Here is a 17,973-nt window from a genome sequence, read left to right as displayed (position 1 = left end):
GGGGACATGCCCGTCACCGGTGACAGCGAACCCGCCTACCGCAACCCCGTGCTGGCCGCCGACTGGCCCGACCCCGACGTGGTCAAGGTCGGCGACGACTACTACCTGATCGCCTCGAGCTTCAACCGGGTCCCCGGCCTGCCCGTCCTGCACTCGCGGAACCTCGTCGACTGGGAACTCCTCGGGCACGCCCTCCAGGAGAACCACCCGACCACGGCGTTCCGCCTGCCCCGGCACGGCCGCGGGGTGTGGGCGTCGGCGATCCGCCACCACGACGGGCTGTTCCACATCACCTACCCCGACCCCGACTTCGGCGTCTTCGTGGTCAGCGCCTCCGACCCCGCCGGGCCCTGGAGCGAACCCCGCCTGCTGCTGCCCGGCCTCGGCCTCATCGACCCCTGCCCCTTCTGGGACGAGGACGGGACCGCCTGGCTGATCCACGGCTGGGCCGCCAGCCGCAGCGGGACGAAGAACCGCCTCACGCTCGTCCCCGTCGACCCCGGGCTCACCCACCCGCTCGGCCCCGGGCGCACGGTCGTCGACGCCGACCTGATCCCCGGTTTCGGGACCCTCGAGGGCCCCAAGCTGTACCGCCGCGGGAAGTACTACTGGATCTTCGCCCCGGCCGGCGGGGTCCCCACCGGCTGGCAGTCGGTGTTCCGCGCCACCGACCTCGCCGGTCCCTGGGAGGAACGGACCGTCCTGCACCAGGGCGACACCGACGTCAACGGCCCGCACCAGGGCGCCTGGGTGGACGGCCCCGACGGGCGCGAGTGGTTCCTGCACTTCCAGGACGCCGGCGCCGCCGGGCGCATCGTCCACCTCGAACCGCTGCGCTGGACCGAGGACGACTGGCCCGTCATCGGTGCCGCCGACCCCGGCCAGACCTGCGGCACCCCGGTCGCCGAGCACCCCGCCCCCGGACCCCGGCCCCGCCCCGCCTCCCGCGTGCCCGGCAGCGGCCCCGGTTTCGGGCCGCTGTGGCGCTGGCAGGCGAACCCGCAGCAGGACTGGTCCGAGGGCCGCCCCGACCGGCTGCGCCTGCGGGCCGTGGCCGACGACCACGGCAACCTGCGCTCCCTCCCGCACGTCCTGGGCGTCCCGCTGCCCGGGATCGCCGCGACGTTCGAGACCACCGTCCGCCTCGACCCCGGCCGCGCCGGGGTGCGGCCCGGGACGCGGGCCGGCGTGGTGGTCCTCGGCCGCGACTACCAGTGGGCCGGGCTGCGCGTCGACGACTCCGGGAACCTCGAGGCCGTCGTCGCCCGCCGCCGCCGCGACCAGTACGACGAGGAGGTCCTGCAGCGCGCCCCCGTCGGCGACGGGCCGGTCCGCGTGCGGGCCGAGATCGACGCCCGGCAGGACGTCGTCCTCTCCGTGCACCCGGCCGGGACCGGACCGGTGACCGGCCCCGCCGAACCCGCCGCCGCCGGGCACTGGGTCGGTGCCGAGCTCGCCGTGTTCGCCGCCACCCCTGCCGGCGAACCCGGTGACGGCGCCGCGGAGTTCACCGGCGCCCGGCTCGCGATCACCGAGGACGTCACCGAGGACGTCTCCGGGGACCAGCCGTGATCGCCGGGACCCTGGAGGTCGAGGGCCGCACCGTCGCCGTCCTCGACGACGGCACCGGCATGGAACGCCGACTCTCCCCGCGCCCCCACCTGCACCCCGTCCGCACCCTCGCCGGCCGCCTCGTCAGCGACGTCCGCCCCGAGGACCACCTGCACCACCACGGCGTCGGGATCGCCGTCCCCGACGTCGACGGCACCAGCTACTGGGGCGGGCGCACCCACGTCCGCGGCCAGGGCTCCCTGGAACTGGACAACCACGGGGTGCAGCGCCTCAGCGCACCCCCCGGGACCGTCGACTGGACCGACCGGCACGGGGAACCCCGGATCCGCGAGCAGCGCCGCACCACCGCCACCCCCGACCCCGAGGGCTGGCTGCTCCGCTGGCGCTCCACGCTCCACGCGCGGACACCCCTGAGCGTCGGCAGCCCCGCCACCAACGGCCGCGACGGGGCGTTCTACGGCGGCTGGCTGTGGCGCACCCCGTTCGCCACCGCGCAGGTCCACGTCGCCGAGGGGGAGGGGACCACCACCGCGCACGGCTCCACCTCGCCCTGGCTGGGGCTCAGCGCCGACGGGGTGTCCCTGCTCGCCGTCCAGCGCGGCGAACCCCTGCCCTGGTTCGTCCGCACCGAGGGGTGGGTGGGCTTCGGCCCCGCCTGGGCCGTCGACCGACGCCGGGAACTGCACCCCGGCGAACCCCTCGACGTCCACCTCGACGTCCTCGTCGCCGACGGCCACCGCGACCACGACCAGCACCGGCGCACCGCCGCCCGCCTGCTCGGGCAGGACACCCCGTGAGCGCGGTCCCCACCACGGTCCCGACCGTGGCGCTCGCCGGTGTGCACGGGTTCGGCCGCACCTACGTCGAGCGCCTCGCCGCCCGCCACCGGGCCGGGGAACTGCGCTGGGTCGCCGCCGCCGATCCCCGGCTCGCCGCCGGGGACGCGCCGCCCGGGATGCCCGGCGACGTCGCGGCCCACCACGACCTCGCCGACCTCCTGGCCCACCACCGCCCCGACGTGGTCGCCCTCGCCACGCCCCTGCACACCCACGCCGACCTGGCCGCCGCGGCGCTGCGCGCCGGGTGCGACGTGCTGCTGGAGAAACCCGCGACCACCGGCCTGGCCGAGTTCACGACCCTCCAGCGGGTCGCCGACGAGTGCGGCCGGCAGGTGCAGGTGGGTTTCCAGAGCCTGGGGTCGCAGGCTCCCGCCCACGTCCGCGCCCGGATCGACGCCGGCCGCATCGGCCGCGTCACCGGGTACGCGGCCGGCGGGTGCTGGCAGCGGGCGCGGTCCTACTTCACCCGCGCCGACTGGGCGGGCCGCCGCCGGCTGGGGGACCGGGTCGTCGCCGACGGCGTCCTGACGAACCCGCTGGCCCACGCCGTCGCGACGGCGCTGGCGGTCGCCGGCCGCCGCGGCGTCGACGACGTCGTCTCGGTGGTGGTGGACCCGTTCCGCGTCAACGACATCGAGACCGACGACACGACGGCCGTCCGGGTCGGGCTGCGGGACTCACCCGGTCTGGTCCTTGCCGGGACCCTCGCGGCGTCCGAGCGCGGGGAACCGTTCGTCGTCGCGCAGGGGACCGGCGGCCGCATCACCCTGTACTACGCCCTCGACGTCGTCGTGGAGGAGGTTCCCGGGTGGCCGCCGCTGGTCAGCCGGCACGAGCGCACCGACCTGCTCGACGACCTGCTCCGGCACCGGACCGACGGCGGGCCGCTGCTGTCCCCGCTGGCCGGTTCGGGGGCCTTCACCCGGGTCCTGGACGCCATCGTCGGCGGCCCCGCACCGCGGCCGGTCGACCCGGCCCGGGTGCGCGCCGTCGACCTGCCCGGCGACCGGCGCCTGGAACTGCCCGGGGTCGAGGAGGCCGTGGCCGCGGCGCTGGACTCGCACCGGACCTTCACCGAGCTCGGGGTGGACTGGGCCCGGTGACGAACCCGGCGAGATCGAGGGTCCCCTAGACCTCGCCGGGTTCGCCGGGTTCGCCGGGTCCCTCAGGCGCTGAGCTCGGTCTCCCCGACCCGCAGCAGCGCGTCGGCGGCCTGCTCGGGCGTCATGCGGCCGAACTCGATCTCGACCGCGACGGTGGCGATCTCGTCGGCCATGGCCGAGGCCCCCCGCGGGTACACGAACATGGTCGGCAGGTCCTCCTCCTGCAGGGCCAGCAGGTACTCGGTCGCCGCGAGGTCGTCGGGGTGCAGGTCGGCCTTGATGACCTCGGTGACCTCGCGGTTCGGCGGGACCCCCCGCGTCGTCATCATCTCGGTGTAGGCCGCGGGGTCGTTGACGAGGTAGTCGAGCAGGGCCGCCGCCTCGGCGGGGTGCTCGGTCTGCGACGACAGCGACCACAGCATCGAGCAGTCGATCGAGTGCCCGCGCCGTTCCGACGTCGTCTCCCCGGGCATCCGCAGGATCAGCAGGTCGCCCTCGCTCGCGGCGTTGTACGCCTTGAAGTTGTTCGTGGCGAAGAACTGCGAAGCGACCTTGTCCTGGGAGATGAGCTGCTGCTCGGCGCTGTTGCCCTGCACGTCGGAGTACCCCGGGGGCGGCAGCGCACCGCTGTCGCGGAACCGCTCGTTCATCGCGTACCAGGCGGCGATGCTCTCCCGGGAGGCGCCGAAACGCGCGTCCTCGGTGTAGAAGTCCTCGCCCTGCTGACGGGTCCAGGTGATGTTCGTCGTCTCGGCGACCGTGGAGTACCCCGAACCGTAGACGGTCCCGCCGGTGCTCTCGGTGATGCGCCGGCACAGCTCCTCGTAGTCGTCCCAGCTCCAGGACAGGCCGTCCGGCAGTTCCAGCCCGGCGTCCAGGAGGTGCTTCCGGCGGAACACCACCCCGAGGGTGTTCAGGCCCGCGGCGACGCCGTACAGCGTGTCGTCCACGGTGCCCAGGGCCAGGACGGTGTCCTCGACGGTCGTCGTGTCCACCTCCGCCTTCGACAGGTCCATGAGCGCGCCGCGGGAGGCGTACTCGCGCAGGCTGCGGTTCGGGACGGCGAACAGGTCGGGGGCGTCCCCGGCCGCGATGCGGGTGGCGAGCTTGTCCTGGTAGGGGCCGGAGTCCTGGTACTCGGTGCGGACGGTGATGCCGGGGTTCTCCTCCTCGAACCGGCGCACGGCCGCCTCGGTGGCCTCGGCGCGGGCCGCGTCCCCCCACCACGCGAAGGACAGTTCCACCGAGCCGTCGGAACTGCTGCTGCCGCCGCCGCTGGTGAACCGGCTGCACCCGGCGAGGGCCGCGCCACCGAGGGCGGCGGACCCCAGCGCGAAGGCGCGGCGTCCCAGCGGGCGCGACGCCAGGACGCGGGGTCCGGTCACCTGGGAGTGGTCGGTGCGCGGAGAGGGTCGTTCAGCGGGTGTCGTCATCGACGTCCTGCCCTTCCGGGGGAGTGGTGGCCGCGCGCTGCGCGGGTCGTCTCGGGTGCGGGACAGGTGGTCCCGGCCGCTCGGGGAGCGTTCGCGCCGGGACGGTGGCCCACGTCGGCCGGCCCCGGAGCCCCGACAGTAACCGCTTACCCGACGCTGCGTCCACTGTACGGCGTCTCGTATATGAGATGCGGTGTTAGCCTGCGGTGGTGACTCCCGACGTCGCCGAACCCCCCACCGGCGCCCTGCGCACCCTCACCGCGCCCTCCCGCACCGGCCTCGTGCTCGAAGCCCTGCGCCACGCGATCCTGTCGGGGGAGCTGCCCGCCGGCCGCCCGCTCGTGGAGGTCGAGCTGGCCCGTTCCCTCGGGGTCTCCAAGACCCCGGTGCGCGAAGCGCTCAAGACGCTCAGCGGCGCCGGGCTCGTCACGATGACCGACTACGCCGGTGCCGTCGTGCGGGTCGTGGACGAACGCCTGACCCGCGACGTCTTCGAGACCCGCTGCCTGCTGGAACCGGCCGCCGTGCAGCAGGCCGTCACCCGCGGCCTGGGACCGCACGCCGGCACCGCCCGTGCGGCGCTGGCCGCCGCCGCCGCGGCCACCGACGAGGCCGGCCGCAGCCTGGCCAACCGGGACTTCCACCGGGCCCTGTACGTGGCCTGCGACAACGACGTGCTCATCGGGGTGCTCGACCACCTGCGCGACCAGACGGCGCTCATCTCGGTCAACGCCTGGACCCAGCGGCCCTCCTGGGAGGCCGAGGCCGACGAGCACGCCCTCATCCTGCGCGCCGCCGAGGCCGGTGACGCCGAGGAGGCCGGGCGCCTCGTCCTGCAGCACATCGCCGCCTTCCAGCACCAGGCGCTGCGCGGGTTCGGGGACGAGCGGTGAACGGCGCTCTCGCGGGGCTGTCCGAGGCGCTGCGCGACGTCGTCGCCATCCCCGTCACCCCGTTCCGCGACGGGGTCCCCTCCCACCGGGAGTACGCCGACCTGCTGCGCCGGCTCGTCGACGCCGGGGTCCGGGTCATCACCCCCAACGGCAACACCGGGGAGTTCCACGCCCTGACCGGGCCCGAACGCCGCGCCCTGCTCGAGGTCGCCGCCCGCACCGTCGGCGCGGACGCCCACCTGCTGGCCGGGGTCGGTCACGACGTGCAGACCGCGGTCGCCGAGGCCGTGCACGCCGGCGAGCTCGGCATCCCCATGGTCATGGTCCACCAGCCCGCCCACCCGCACGTCTCCCGCGCCGGGTGGCTGGACTACCACCGCGCGGTCGCCGACGCGGTCCCGCGCCTCGGGGTCGTCCCCTACGTGCGCCAGGACTGGGTGGACGGCGGGACGCTGCGGGAACTCGGTGAGCTGTGCCCCAACGTCATCGGCGTGAAGTACGCCCTGCCCGACGCCGCCGCGTTCGGCCGGGTCCGCACCCTCGCCGGTGCGCGGCGCTTCGCGTGGATCGCGGGACTGGCCGAACCGCACGCCCCGTCCTACGCCGCCCACGGCGCCGACGGGTTCACCTCCGGCCTGGTCAACGTGAACCCCCGGCTGTCGCTGCGGCTGCGCGACGCGTTGCGCGCGAAGGACTACGAGCGAGCCGGCGGGCTCCTCGACGCGATCGCGGAGTTCGAGGAACTGCGCGCGGCCGACCGTTCCGCGAACAACGTCAGCGTCGTGAAGGAAGCGCTGCACCAGCTCGGCTGGTGCGAGCGCACCGTCCGCGCCCCCAGCACGGCGCTGCCCCCGCGGGAACGTGCGGCGGTCTCGGCGATCCTCGCCCGCTGGGGCGCGGTCGACGACCTGGCCCCGCGGCGGCCCGCCGCCGGAGGAACCACCGGGGACGTCACGGGGGACGTCGAGGCGGTGGCCTCGTGAGGATCAGCGACCTGCGGACCTTCGTGCAGCGGGTCGGGGACCGGCCGCGGGTCCTGGTGCGGGTGGACACCGACGAGGGCGTCTCCGGCTGGGGGGAGGCGTACAACCACGGGCCGGACCTGGCCCTGCCGCCGCTGCTGGAGTACTTCCTCGAACAGGTCCGCGGGGAGGACCCCCGCCGCGTCGAGCACGTCACCCAGCGCCTCCTGCGCACCGCGCGCTTCCCCCAGGGGGCGCTGGGGTCCGCGGCCATCGCGGCCGTCGACCACGCCCTGTGGGACATCACCGCCACCGCGCTCGGCGTCCCCGTCTACGCCCTGCTCGGCGGCGCGGTCCGCGACCGGGTCCCCGTCTACTGCGGCCTCTACGACGCCCCCGACCCCGACGAGGTCCTGCGCACCGCCGGGGCGCTGCACCGCGAGCACGGCCTCACCGCGTTCAAGCTCAGCCCCTACCGGGGGCCCCTGCACGGACGGCGGTGGGGGCTGGTCGTGCAGGAGGCCGCGGAGTGGTTCGGCGCGGTCCGCGCGACCTGCCCGGCGGAGTGGGAGTTCGCCGTCGACGCGCACGCGAGGATCTTCGAGCCGTACCGGGCCGTCCAGCTGGGCAACGCGCTCGCCCCGCACGACCCGATGTTCTTCGAGGAACCCATCCGCCCCGAGCACTGGGCCAGCTGGGGGCGGTTGCGCGAGCAGCTGCACCTTCCGCTGGCCACGGGGGAGAGCCTGTACAGCGCCCACGAGTTCCTGCACCTGCTGTCGGCCGGGGGAGCCGACGTCGTGCAACCCGACATCGCCGTGGTCGGGGGGCTGTCCCAGATGCGGCGCATCGCCACCGTCGCCGAGCTGCACAACGTCCTGGTGGCCCCGCACAACCCGATGGGGCCGCTGGCGACCGCCCACAACGTGCACTTCGCCGCGGCCTGCTCGAACTTCCTCGCCCTGGAGTTCAAGTTCGACGCCACCACGTGGTGCCCCGACCCGTACCTGCCCGTCGACGGCCACCTGCCGCTGCGCCCCGACCGGCCCGGCTGGGGGGTGACCGTCGACGAGGACGCCCTCGTCGAGGACGACTACGTCCGGTGGGACCGCAGCCTGCCGGTGCGGCCGGACGGTTCGCTGGCCTACTGCTGACTCCCGGGGGTCTCCTGCACCGATCGCGACGACGCGGTCGACGCGGTCGAGGCGGTCGAGGCGGGTGCCCCGCCGTGGCGCAGCAGCGGCAGCCGCTCCACGGGCAACCGCCGCACCGTCACCCCGCGCCGGGACCGCCGTTGCCGGGCCATCGCCCGTTCGGCCAGGAGCGCGGCCCGCCGCACGGCCCGGGCCACGGACGGCTCGCGCGACTGCCGCTCGCCGTCCGGCGCGGACGCCGGGTCAGCCACAGCGGGCGGCGGCGCCGGGAGCGGGCGCCGGGACCGGCGCGACAGCCTCCTCGACCTCACCCGCCGGGCCGGGGACGAGCCAGCGCGCTTCGAGGTGGATCGCGGCGAGGACGGCTGCGGTGACCAGGAGGACGCAGCAGACGACGGTGATCAACGGGGGGCTCCACGTCCTGTCGGCGAACTCGCAGGGGCACCGACCGGGGTCGGTGCGGCCGTGGGGGCGGCGCCTGCGCTTGCTGTGGCCCCACCGTGCCCCGCCCGGGACGGACCCGCACTTCCGGGCGTCCGTTGTCCCTCGTTCAGCCGCTTCCGCTCGACGCACGGTCAGCGGTCATCGCTCTGCGTCCCCGCGTGGTCGCGATCGGGACCGCTGCGGCCGATCAGGGAATGCTGAGGATCAGGCCCGGAACTGCTGCGCCAGCGGGCAGGACCGTTCCCGCCGCCCCGCCAGCCCCACGCCGTTCAGGTGCGTGATGACCGCGGCGTAGGCACCGGCGAAGGTCGTCTCCGTGTACGGCAACCCCAGGTCGGCGCAGTGCCGGCGGACCAGCGGCTGCACCAGCGGCAGGTTCGGGCGCGGCATGCTCGGGAACAGGTGGTGCTCGACCTGCCGGTTCAGCCCGCCCATGAAGAAGTCCACCGGCCACCCACCACCGACGTTGCGCGAGGACGACACCTGCCGGCGCAGGAAGTCCTGCTTCACCCCGCGCGCCAGGACCGGCATGCCCGTGTGGTTCGGGACGAACGCCCCACCCAGCAGGACCCCGAACAACGCCAGCTCGACACCCACGAAGGCCGCCGCCTTGCCCGGCGACATCGCCAGCAGCAGCACCGTGGCGTACGCCGTCCAGCGGGCGGCCAGCAGCAGCACCTCCAGGCGGCGGCGCTTGAGCGCGCCGCGGCGCAGCACCGCCGAGGCGCTGTCGTAGTGCAGGTTGAAGCCCTCGAGCAGCAGCAGCGGCAGGAGCCAGTACCCCTGGTGGGTCAGGAACCAGCGGTGCGCCCGCCCCTTGCCCTCCACCGCCCCGGGGTGGAACGCCAGGAGCTTGGAGTCGATGTCGGTGTCGCGGCCGATCTGGTTCGGGGCCGCGTGGTGGACGTTGTGCTTGCCCGTCCACCAGCCGTGGCTGAGCCCGGCCAGCAGGCTCGCCAGGCCGCGTGACGCGACGGCGTTCCACCGGGGGGAGGTGAAGATCTGCTGGTGCGCGGCGTCGTGGCCCAGGAAGGCCACCTGGCTCAGCGTCAGCGCGACCAGGGGCGCGAGCAGCAGCTGCCACCACGAGTCCCCGACGACCTGGACCAGCGCGGCGAGGGCGACCAGCGTCAGCACGGCCGCGGCGATGCGCCGCCAGTAGTAGCCGCGCCGCCGGTCCAGCAGCCCCGCCTCGCGCACGCGCTGGGCCAGGGCCGTGTACGAGCTGGTGAACTGGCGGGCCGCCCGCGCCGGGGGCGCTGCCGGGGGCTGGGCGGGGGTTCGGGGGCCGACGTCCTGGGAGCTGCTCATCGTCGTCCACCGCTCGTGCTCGGTGAGACCGGCCGCTCCGGTTGAACGACGATCCCACCCCGAGGGCAACACCGTTCCGGGGTGACCGCAACCGGGACGACCGCACCCGCGGCCGGGCCGATCGCGGGGGCGGTGCGGGACTCGGCTGCCGTTCGGCGGCCCGTACGTCAGGACCGGCTCGGCCGTCTCCGGGTCCAGGCCCGGGGTGGACTCCTCGTACCGCTCCTGCGCGGTGGTCAGCGGCGCGCCCTCGGGGCCCTGCTCGGTGCCGTCCACGTCGGTGCCGTCCAGGTCGGTGCCGTCCTCCGACGGCGACGCCCCGCGGTGGGTCCCCGCCGCCTCCGAGGCGCCGGTGAGGTCGAAGGTGCACTGCTCGGACCGCCGGCCGGGGTCGACCAGCCGCTCGGCCTCGGGGGAGCGCCCGGCGTCGGTCTGGGGGACGGGCAGCCGCTCCCCGCAGTCCACGCCGGGCGTCTCCGGGGCCTTCGCGCAGCCGTTCTCGTGCGCCGGGTCGCGGACGGTGAGGTGGGACACCGTCGAACGCAGCGTCTCGTTCGCCGGCACCTCGTGGATCCGGCACTTCCGCGACCGGCAGCGCGCCCGGCGGGACGCCCGGGGTGTCCCGGGCCGCGCACCGGGTAGGGGAACGGCATGGACCGTCGCCTGTCGCTGACCTTCATCGGGACCGCCACGGTCCTGCTGCGCTGGGGGGCGCTGACGCTGCTCACCGACCCGAACTTCCTGCACCGGGGGCAGTTCGCCTACCTCGGCAAGGGCATGGTGTCGCGCCGGCTGACCGAACCCGCCCTGTCCGTGGCCGACCTGCCCCCGCTCAGCGGCGTCGTGCTCTCGCACCTGCACGGCGACCACTTCGACCGGGTGGCCCGGCGCGGCCTGGACCGGGCGGTGCCGATCCTGACGACTCCGCACGCCCGCCGGCGGCTGACCGGCCGCCACGGGTTCCAGGCGGTGCAGGGGCTGGCCACCTGGGAGTCCACCACGCTCACCGCCGGCCCGGACCAGGTCCGCGTCACCGCGACCCCGGCCCGGCACGCGCGCGGGCCGGTGCAGGCGCTGCTGCCGCCGGTCATGGGCAGCGTGCTGGAGTTCGGGCCGGTCGGCGGCGCCGTCGAGCGCCGGGTCTGGGTCTCCGGCGACACGATGGACGTGCCGGAGCTGCGGGCCATCCCGCTGCGGTACCCCGACATCGACGTCGCCGTGCTGCACCTGGGCGGGACGAGGGTGCCCGGAGGGCTGGCGGGAGGGCTGCTGGTGACCCTGGACGCCGTGGCCGGCACCGACGTCCTGGAACTGGTGGACCCGGTGCAGGCGGTCCCGGTCCACCACGACGACTACGGGGTGTTCCGCTCCCCGCTGGCCGACTTCCGGGCCGAGGTGGAGCGGCGCGGCCTGAGCTCCCTGGTGCGCGTCGTCGAGCGCGGGGAGACGGCGCAGTTCTGACGGGCCGGGTCCGGCCCGCCCGGGTGCGCGGGCTCAGGGGCGCGGGTCGTTCCGCACCCACCGCCGTCCCCGGGTGGGGCCGCCCGCCGCGGCCTGGCAGCGCGGGCAGATCCACGCCACGCGGTCACCGCTGCCCCCGGTGAGGGGGTCGAGGTCGCTGAACTCCACGTGCGGGAACCGGGCGAGACCGGCCCGTCGCAGCGGCACCCCGCACGCGGTGGAGTTCTGCCCCGGCTGCCACGCGTGCGCCTCACCGGCCGGCAGCCGCGACCCGCCGTCGTCGGGCACCCACGTCCGGGCCGCGGCGGTCTTCACCGGTCCCCCCCGGTGAGCAGGGCGGCGCCCTCGCTGCGGGTCAGGCGGACGTCGACGACGAGGGGGACGTCCCCGGCCAGGGCCTCCACGACCGCCCCGGCGATCTGCGAGCGCCGGCGCACCTCGATGAGGTCGACGTGGCCGGGCAGGTCCACGTCGCCGCGGGCGGGGTCGTCGGTCACGTCGCACACGACCAGGACCCCCGCCGCCTCCTCGACGGCCTCGACGGCGTGCGCGAGGGGCCCGGCCAGCGCTTCCCGGGTGCACACCCCGACGTGCAGGCGGCCCGGTGCGAGCCGCCCCGTGAGCCACGAGGCGAACTCGCCGTCCCGCTCGGGCAGGGCGACGTCCCCCTCGGGGTACTGGGTGAGCTCGTCGTGCAGGTGCTGCACGAGGGCGTGGGTGAGGGGGTCCGGACCGGTGGTGGGGTGCTCGGGCACGGCCGCTCCGCTCTGCGCGCGATCGACGGCCTCGGCTCGACCGGTTCCCACCATGGCCCTCGCGCGTCAGCTCCGCAATCCCACCGGTGCCCGTCGGTGGCCCGTGCTCCGACCGGGTTCCGGCGGGGTGGGGAGGCAGCGGCGAGGGGCGGGCAGCGGTGACCGGGGTCGAGCTCCTCAACTCCGGCTCCGCGCGGCCGATGTGTCCCAGGTGCACTCGTTCGCGTGCACCCCCCTCGTGCGTCCTGCGCATCGAAGCCACCTGGAGACGACGTGCCGCGGTTCCTGCTCGACCTGAGGGTCAGCACCAAGATCATCAGCAGTTTCGGGGTCGTCTGCCTGCTGCTGCTCACCGTGGCCGTCGTGGGCCTGGCCCAGCTGTCGCAGGCCCAGGAACGCCTGCAGGTCATGAGCGAGGAGAGCGTCGCCGGGCAGCAGGCGCTGGGCAAGGTCGCCACGTCCTCCCAGCGCGCCACCAAGGACCTCTTCGCCCTGGCGCTGGTGCCCTCGGACGAGGCCAAGGCCACCTTCGAGGAGGACCTGCAGGGCCTGCTGGACAACTGGGACGACTACGTGGCCACCGAGCCGCAGGTGCCCGCCGACCAGCTCGAGGCCGTCACCGCCGCGCTGGAGGAGTACGAGGCCGGCACCTCGGTGCTGGTCGGCATCGCGATGTCCGGTGACCAGGTGAAGTTCATGGCCACCCGCAACGACGAGTCGATCCCCGTGACCGAGGGCGGCATCGGCCACGGCACCACCGGCGACACCCTCGGCGTGGTCCAGGACACCGCCACCGCCCAGGCCACCGAGGCCGCCGCCGCCGGCAAGGCCGCCTACGAGCGCGCCCGCCTGGTCCTCGTCGCCGTCGCCGCCCTGGCGATCGCCCTGGCCGTCTCGCTGTCGGTGCTGATCTCCCGCTCGATCGCGGGCCCGCTGGGCCGCACCCGCCGCGTCGCCGAGGCACTGGCCGCCGGTCGCCTCGACGAGCGCGTCCAGGTCGACAGCCGCGACGAGGTCGGTCAGACGGCCGCCGCGCTGAACACCGCGCTGGACCAGGTGTCCGGGGCGATCCGCACGATCGGCCAGAACGTCACGAGCCTGCAGAGCGCCTCCGGCAGCCTCGGCGCGGTCGCCGGCCGCCTGTCCGCCGGTGCGACGGAGTCCTCGGCCCAGGCCGACGTCGTGCTGCTGGCCTCCGGTGACATCGCCACCAACGTCTCGACCGTCGCCGCCGCCGGCGAGGAGATGACCTCCGCCATCCGCGAGATCGCCTCCTCCACCGCCGACGCCTCGCAGGTCGCCTCCGCCGCGGTCGCCTCCGCCGAGGACGCCCGCAACACCATCGAGCGGCTGTCGGTCTCCTCGCGCGAGATCGGCGACGTCGTCAAGCTCATCACCTCCATCGCCGAGCAGACGAACCTGCTGGCGCTGAACGCGACCATCGAGGCGGCCCGGGCCGGGGAGATGGGCAAGGGTTTCGCCGTCGTGGCCGGTGAGGTGAAGGAACTGGCGCAGCAGACCGCCCGCGCCACCGAGGAGATCGTGGGCCGCGTCAACGCGACCCAGGCCGACGCCGCGTCGGCGGCGGCCGCGATCAGCGAGATCACCGAGGTCATCTCCCGCATCGACGGCCTGCAGGCCACCATCGCCGCCGCCGTCGAGGAGCAGTCCGCGACGACGAGCGAGATGGTCCGCAACGTCACCGAGGTCTCCAACGGGTCGCAGGAGATCACGAACAACATCTCCGGGATCGCCTCGGCCGCGTCCCGGACCACCGCCGACGCCGGGGCGACGCAGGCCGCCGCCGACGAGGTGTCGGGCGTGGCGCGGGAGCTGCAGGCCGCGGTGGGCGCCTTCCGCCTCTGAGGTCGCAGGTCGCTCCCCCCGGTGGCCGGCCGGCTGCCGGGGGGAGCGGCTCCGGGTCCCGCCGGGTCCCGATCGTCCGCGGGGCGGCTCGCACCGGTCCGCTCCGCGGGTCGGTCCTGCCGGCCAGCGGTTCGCCGCGGGTGCCGCGGGCGCGGGCCCGGCGGGTCGTTCCGCTGGTCACCGCGCGGGGGACGGGCGGGGAGGGGTCGGCGACGGCGGCGACCAGGCTGGAGACCTGCGGGGCACAGGCGCCCACCCGCGGCGGCGGGACCCCGACGAGGACTGCGACCACGGCCAGCGGGCCGCGGTCAGGAGCAGCAGCACCGGGTCGCGCACCGCCGTGACCACGAGCGTGCCCCCCCGGTGCTGTGACGCTGGAGGGCGGGGACCTGCGCGGCGAAGGAGCGGCGCACCAGCGAGGTGCGGGCCCCCGGGACGACGTGTTCGGCCGGCCCGCCGAGCAGGATCCACTGCACGAACCCCAGGCCCGAGTCCCCGACGAGCAGGGCGGGCAGCAGCGCCACCGACGGCGCGAGCGATCGCCCGCTGCCCACGGGGTCCGGCAGGCACCTTGGTCACCCGGGGCAGCGCCCGCGAGGCGCTGGTGGCGTCCAGTCCCGGCAGCAGCCCCGGTGTGAGCGTCCTGCCGTGCAGGCCGTGAACCCCAGCGGGGCGCGCAGGCCGGAGGGGGTCCTGCGCGCGGGGCGGCCCACGCGGGCGGGGCGAGGGGACCCGTCGGTGGGGGAGGACTGGCGGGGCGCCGGTGTCGACCGTCGAGCCGGGGCGTCGGCAGGACGTCGCTCACCGGGCGGTCGGAAGGGCAGGGCATCAGGTCCGTTCCCGTGCGGGGTCCCCTCGTCGGCCGAGGGGGTCGCTCGCCGGGGCGTGGTGGTCACCGGCAGGGCCCGTGAGGAGCGGGTCCACCGCAACTGACCATCCGCACTTTCCAACAAACCGATTGGTCTGTACTCTGGTCGTCGACCACCGCTCGCCCCGGCGATCGGTGAGCAGGGAGCCCGCGCTCCCGCACTGCCTGCTCCCGCGACCGAGTCGCCGGTGGCGGTCAGCTGGAAGACCACAGACGAACGGAGCCCCACCATGACCAGTGCCACCACCCGATCCGTCGACGTCGTCGTCGTCGGGGCCGGTCTCGCCGGCCTGACGGCGGCCGACCAGCTCGTCCAGGCCGGTCACGACGTCGTCGTCGTCGAGGGCCGCGACCGCGTCGGCGGCCGCGTCCGCACGACCGAGGTCGCCGGGGTCCCCGTCGACGCCGGCGCCACCTGGGTCGGCCCGCACCACACCGAGGTGCGCGACCTGGCCAGCCGGCTCGGTGTCCAGCTGGTGCCCCAGTTCCACACGGGCAAGGGCCTGTTGTCCTTCGACGGGCGCCGCCGGGTCGAGAGCGCCACGGCCATGGCCCCGTGGGTGGTGCTCGACGTGACGCGGATCCTCAACACCCTGCAGAAGCTGGCCGACGGCCTGTCCGTCTCCACCCCGTGGGAGCACCCCGACGCCGAGAAGCTGGACTCGGTGTCGCTGGGGGAGTGGCTGACGTCCAAGCTGGTGTTCAAGGGCACCCGGAAGTTCGTGAACATGATCAGCCTCGTCCACTTCGGGGCACCGGTCGGCGACGTCTCCCTGTTCAACGCCCTGCGGTACATCCGGACCCTCGGGGGCCTCGAGGTCATGCTCAGCGTCGAGGGCGGTGACCAGCAGGACCGCGTGCTCGGCACGGTCCACGGGCTGGTCACCCGCTACGCCGAGGCCGTGGGGGCGCCGATCCTGCTCGACTCCCCGGTCGAGCGCATCACCACCGTCGGGGACCGCGTCACGGTCCGGACGGCCGGCGAGACGATCGAGGCCCGCTACGTCGTCGTGGCCGCCGCGCCCGCGCACCGCGCGCAGATCGAGTTCTCCCCGGCGCTGCCCGACCAGCACTACGGCCTGTCCCGCAGCTGGCGGATGGGGTCGCTGAGCAAGGCGTTCGCCGCCTACGACCGCCCCTTCTGGCGCGGGGAGGGCCTGTCGGGCGAGGCGGTCTCCGACGACGGGACGGTCTTCCTCACCTACGACGTGAGCCCGTCGCCCGAGGGCCCGGGGATCCTCATGGTCTTCTGCGACGGGCGCCGGTTCGACGGCTACGAGGAGCCCGAGCGGCGCCGTCGCGTCGTCGAGCAGCTCGTCCACCTGTACGGCGAGCGCGCCCGGCGCCTGATCGACTACACCGACTTCTCGTGGGGCAACGACTCCTTCGCCGCCGGTGGCCCGAACCCCGCGGTCGCGCCGAAGGCGTGGACCTCCTTCGGGCGGTACCTGCGGGAGCCGGTCGGGCTCGTGCACTGGGCCGGCAGCGAGACGGCCGACACCTCGAGCGGGACGCTGAACGGCGCGATCCTGTCCGGCCAGCGCGCGGCGCGCGAGGTCGCCGCCCGGCTGGCGGCCGCGGTGACCTCCGCCGGCTGAGCCGGCGGCGGATCCCGCTCCCCGACCGGGGGCCGGGCGCGGTGCGCCCGGCCCCCCTCCACCGCTGGACGACCCCGACCGACGACCGCAGGAGAGCCGATCGTGAACATCCTCATCGTGGGGGCCGGGCTCGCCGGGTCCGCCGCCGCGTTGCACCTGTCCCGGGCCGGGCACGCCGTGACCGTCGTGGACTCCATCACCGAGCCCTACCGGGGCGGTTACATGCTGCAGCTGGACCAGCGGGCCGAGCGGTGCATGTCGGACCTGGGGCTGGGGGACGTGATGGAGAAGCTGTCCATCCCCGCCCCCGACATCGCGATGGTCCACCGCGGCCCCCGGGGGCACCGGACGGTGACCACCGTGGACCCCCGGGGGTACAGCCTGGTGCGGCGCGGGGACTTCATCAGGGCGATCTCCGAGCGCGCCGCCGCCGAGGCGCCCCTGCACCTGGGCCGTGAACTGGTCGGTGTCGAGCAGCGCCTCGACCACGTCGTGGCCCACTTCCGCGACGGGGACGCCCAGCGGTACGACCTGCTGGTGGGGGCGGACGGCCTGCGCTCGACCGTGCGCCGGCTGGTGCTGGGCCCCGACGAGGAGTTCGTGCACGAGAACGGCTGGACCAACGTGTGGGTCGACGTGCCGATCGACGTGCTGGGGCGCGACCGGTCCGAGATCCACTTCGGCAAGGGGTCGGGGGCGTACTTCTTCCCCTACCCCGAGGGTGACCGGGCGCTGTACCTGGCCTTCACGCCCACCGGCGGGCGCCTGTCCACGGTGCCCGAGATGATCGCGCGCGCCCGCCGCGAGGTGGAGGTCGGCGGTGGCGGGGCGAGGGTGTCCGCCGCGCTGGCCGCCGCCGACCCCGCTGCCGTGCGGCTGACGCGCTTCGCGCAGGTGCGGATGCCGCGCTGGCACGCCGGGCGCGTGGTCCTGCTCGGTGATTCCGCCTACTGCGTCGACCCGATCTCGGGCGTGGGCACCACCGCGAGCCTGCTGGGCGCCGAGCGCCTGGCCGCCGCGCTGGGCCGGCACGGCGGGGACGTCGACGCGGCCGCGCGCGCCTACACGGCCGAGATGGCGCCCCGGGTCCGGCTCTGGCAGCGCACGACCGCCGGTTTCATGGAGGCGGGCAGCGGCGGCCGGGCCGCCGAGCGCCTGCACGGCGTGTCGGAGCTGGCGCGCGCCGCCCGGGAGCTGGTGCGGCTCGGCCGGCGCTGACGGGACGGGGCGGGACCGGCCCCTCGACCTCTGTGGGAGCGCGGCACCAACTGATAGTGTGCTCTCACTAAGGCCGAGGGGCCCCGTCCCCCGCCCGGCCGTCGGCACGACGCGAAGGAGCAACCGTGAAGTTCGGCATCCTCAACATCCCCTACGCGTCGCAGTACGCCGCCGGCCGGGAGTCGGCCGCGGACGTGATCGCGCGTGATCTGCGGGTGACGCGCTGGGCCGATCAGTACGGTCTGGACGAGGCGTTCTTCGCCGAGCACTACACGTTGGGGATGGAGCCCAGTCCGGCGCCGGACGTGATGATCGCCGCGGCGTCGCAGGTGACGCGGAACATCAAGCTGGGGGCGGGGGCGCACCTGTTGCCGTACCACCACCCGGTGGCGTTGGCGCACCGGATGTTGTGGTTGGACCACTTGACGGGGGGCCGGTACATCGCGGGGGTGGCGCCGGGGGCGTACCCCAGTGATGCGCAGTTGTTCGGTACCGG

At 75.2% G+C, this 17,973-nt stretch carries 18 protein-coding genes; 11 read left to right on the top strand and 7 right to left on the bottom strand.

The window, feature by feature from the left end; all coding sequences use genetic code 11:
- The first annotated feature begins 6 nt into the window (after positions 1 to 6).
- Genes ACRYRX_RS19030 through ACRYRX_RS19020 form a run of 3 tightly spaced genes read left to right on the top strand, consistent with a single transcriptional unit; the run spans position 7 to position 3,514 of the window.
- Entirely contained in the window at positions 7 to 1,572 is a 1,566-nt protein-coding gene (locus ACRYRX_RS19030; protein WP_432514426.1) for a glycoside hydrolase family 43 protein, read from the top strand.
- Entirely contained in the window at positions 1,569 to 2,369 is an 801-nt protein-coding gene (locus tag ACRYRX_RS19025; protein WP_432514424.1) for a DUF6807 family protein, read from the top strand. The genes ACRYRX_RS19030 and ACRYRX_RS19025 overlap by 4 nt, the downstream gene beginning before the upstream one ends.
- Positions 2,366 to 3,514 carry a Gfo/Idh/MocA family protein gene (locus tag ACRYRX_RS19020; RefSeq protein WP_432514422.1) on the top strand — a complete coding sequence of 383 codons (1,149 nt, stop codon included), beginning with the start codon at positions 2,366 to 2,368 and terminating at the stop codon, positions 3,512 to 3,514. The genes ACRYRX_RS19025 and ACRYRX_RS19020 overlap by 4 nt, the downstream gene beginning before the upstream one ends.
- Before the next feature lie 62 nt (positions 3,515 to 3,576).
- On the opposite strand, the gene ACRYRX_RS19015 is transcribed toward ACRYRX_RS19020, so the two are convergent.
- Positions 3,577 to 4,899 carry an ABC transporter substrate-binding protein gene (locus ACRYRX_RS19015; RefSeq protein ID WP_432514421.1) on the bottom strand — a complete coding sequence of 441 codons (1,323 nt, stop codon included), beginning with the start codon at positions 4,897 to 4,899 and terminating at the stop codon, positions 3,577 to 3,579.
- Positions 4,900 to 5,156: 257 nt separating this feature from the next.
- On the opposite strand from ACRYRX_RS19015, the gene ACRYRX_RS19010 reads away from it, so the two are divergent.
- The 3 genes from ACRYRX_RS19010 to ACRYRX_RS19000 are packed head-to-tail and all read left to right on the top strand — an operon-like array spanning position 5,157 to position 7,956.
- Positions 5,157 to 5,840: a GntR family transcriptional regulator gene (locus ACRYRX_RS19010; RefSeq protein ID WP_432514419.1), complete on the top strand. Its 684-nt coding sequence runs from the start codon at positions 5,157 to 5,159 to the stop codon at positions 5,838 to 5,840.
- On the top strand, positions 5,837 to 6,823 hold the full coding sequence (locus tag ACRYRX_RS19005) for a dihydrodipicolinate synthase family protein (RefSeq protein ID WP_432514417.1): 987 nt from the start codon (positions 5,837 to 5,839) through the stop codon (positions 6,821 to 6,823). The genes ACRYRX_RS19010 and ACRYRX_RS19005 overlap by 4 nt, the downstream gene beginning before the upstream one ends.
- Positions 6,820 to 7,956 carry a mandelate racemase/muconate lactonizing enzyme family protein gene (locus tag ACRYRX_RS19000; RefSeq protein WP_432514416.1) on the top strand — a complete coding sequence of 379 codons (1,137 nt, stop codon included), beginning with the start codon at positions 6,820 to 6,822 and terminating at the stop codon, positions 7,954 to 7,956. Before ACRYRX_RS19005 ends, ACRYRX_RS19000 begins: the two co-directional genes overlap by 4 nt.
- Here ACRYRX_RS19000 and ACRYRX_RS18995 read toward each other — a convergent pair.
- The 3 genes from ACRYRX_RS18995 to ACRYRX_RS18985 form a co-directional block, all read right to left on the bottom strand.
- Positions 7,947 to 8,207 carry a hypothetical protein gene (locus ACRYRX_RS18995; RefSeq protein ID WP_432514414.1) on the bottom strand — a complete coding sequence of 87 codons (261 nt, stop codon included), beginning with the start codon at positions 8,205 to 8,207 and terminating at the stop codon, positions 7,947 to 7,949. The two genes, ACRYRX_RS19000 and ACRYRX_RS18995, sit on opposite strands and share 10 nt — an antisense overlap.
- Positions 8,200 to 8,361 carry a hypothetical protein gene (locus tag ACRYRX_RS18990; protein ID WP_432514412.1) on the bottom strand — a complete coding sequence of 54 codons (162 nt, stop codon included), beginning with the start codon at positions 8,359 to 8,361 and terminating at the stop codon, positions 8,200 to 8,202. The genes ACRYRX_RS18995 and ACRYRX_RS18990 overlap by 8 nt, the downstream gene beginning before the upstream one ends.
- Before the next feature lie 243 nt (positions 8,362 to 8,604).
- Positions 8,605 to 10,245, bottom strand: a complete 1,641-nt coding sequence (locus ACRYRX_RS18985; RefSeq protein WP_432514410.1) for a fatty acid desaturase family protein — start codon at positions 10,243 to 10,245, stop codon at positions 8,605 to 8,607.
- 117 nt (positions 10,246 to 10,362) lie between these two features.
- On the opposite strand from ACRYRX_RS18985, the gene ACRYRX_RS18980 reads away from it, so the two are divergent.
- On the top strand, positions 10,363 to 11,172 hold the full coding sequence (locus ACRYRX_RS18980; protein ID WP_432514407.1) for an MBL fold metallo-hydrolase: 810 nt from the start codon (positions 10,363 to 10,365) through the stop codon (positions 11,170 to 11,172).
- A 33-nt stretch (positions 11,173 to 11,205) separates the two neighbouring features.
- On the opposite strand, the gene ACRYRX_RS18975 is transcribed toward ACRYRX_RS18980, so the two are convergent.
- Positions 11,206 to 11,487, bottom strand: coding sequence for a hypothetical protein (locus ACRYRX_RS18975; protein WP_432514404.1), 282 nt, complete (start codon positions 11,485 to 11,487; stop codon positions 11,206 to 11,208).
- Complete coding sequence (locus tag ACRYRX_RS18970; RefSeq protein WP_432514402.1) at positions 11,484 to 11,927, bottom strand: hypothetical protein; 444 nt, start codon at positions 11,925 to 11,927, stop codon at positions 11,484 to 11,486. The genes ACRYRX_RS18975 and ACRYRX_RS18970 overlap by 4 nt, the downstream gene beginning before the upstream one ends.
- 273 nt (positions 11,928 to 12,200) lie before the next feature.
- Between ACRYRX_RS18970 and ACRYRX_RS18965 the strand changes: the two genes are divergently transcribed.
- Positions 12,201 to 13,793, top strand: a complete 1,593-nt coding sequence (locus ACRYRX_RS18965) for a methyl-accepting chemotaxis protein (RefSeq protein ID WP_432514399.1) — start codon at positions 12,201 to 12,203, stop codon at positions 13,791 to 13,793.
- Positions 13,794 to 14,101: 308 nt separating this feature from the next.
- Here the strand turns inward: ACRYRX_RS18965 and ACRYRX_RS18960 are convergent, their stop codons facing one another.
- Positions 14,102 to 14,347, bottom strand: coding sequence for a 6TM ABC transporter family protein (locus tag ACRYRX_RS18960; RefSeq protein WP_432514398.1), 246 nt, complete (start codon positions 14,345 to 14,347; stop codon positions 14,102 to 14,104).
- Between the two features lie 544 nt (positions 14,348 to 14,891).
- Between ACRYRX_RS18960 and ACRYRX_RS18955 the strand changes: the two genes are divergently transcribed.
- The 3 genes from ACRYRX_RS18955 to ACRYRX_RS18945 all read left to right on the top strand — a co-directional run.
- Positions 14,892 to 16,259 (top strand): flavin monoamine oxidase family protein, encoded by a 1,368-nt coding sequence (locus ACRYRX_RS18955; protein WP_432514397.1) that lies wholly within the window; start codon positions 14,892 to 14,894, stop codon positions 16,257 to 16,259.
- Positions 16,260 to 16,361: 102 nt separating this feature from the next.
- A complete protein-coding gene (locus ACRYRX_RS18950; protein ID WP_432514395.1) occupies positions 16,362 to 17,477 on the top strand; it encodes an FAD-dependent oxidoreductase in 1,116 nt (371 codons plus the stop codon).
- A gap of 125 nt (positions 17,478 to 17,602) precedes the next feature.
- The coding region (locus tag ACRYRX_RS18945) for an LLM class flavin-dependent oxidoreductase (RefSeq protein WP_432514392.1) at positions 17,603 to 17,973 on the top strand (371 nt) is incomplete at its 3' end.

The organism is Kineococcus lubricus (genome assembly GCF_050871965.1).
Lineage (GTDB): Bacteria > Actinomycetota > Actinomycetes > Actinomycetales > Kineococcaceae > Kineococcus.
This window is presented reverse-complemented; position numbering and strand designations above follow the sequence as displayed.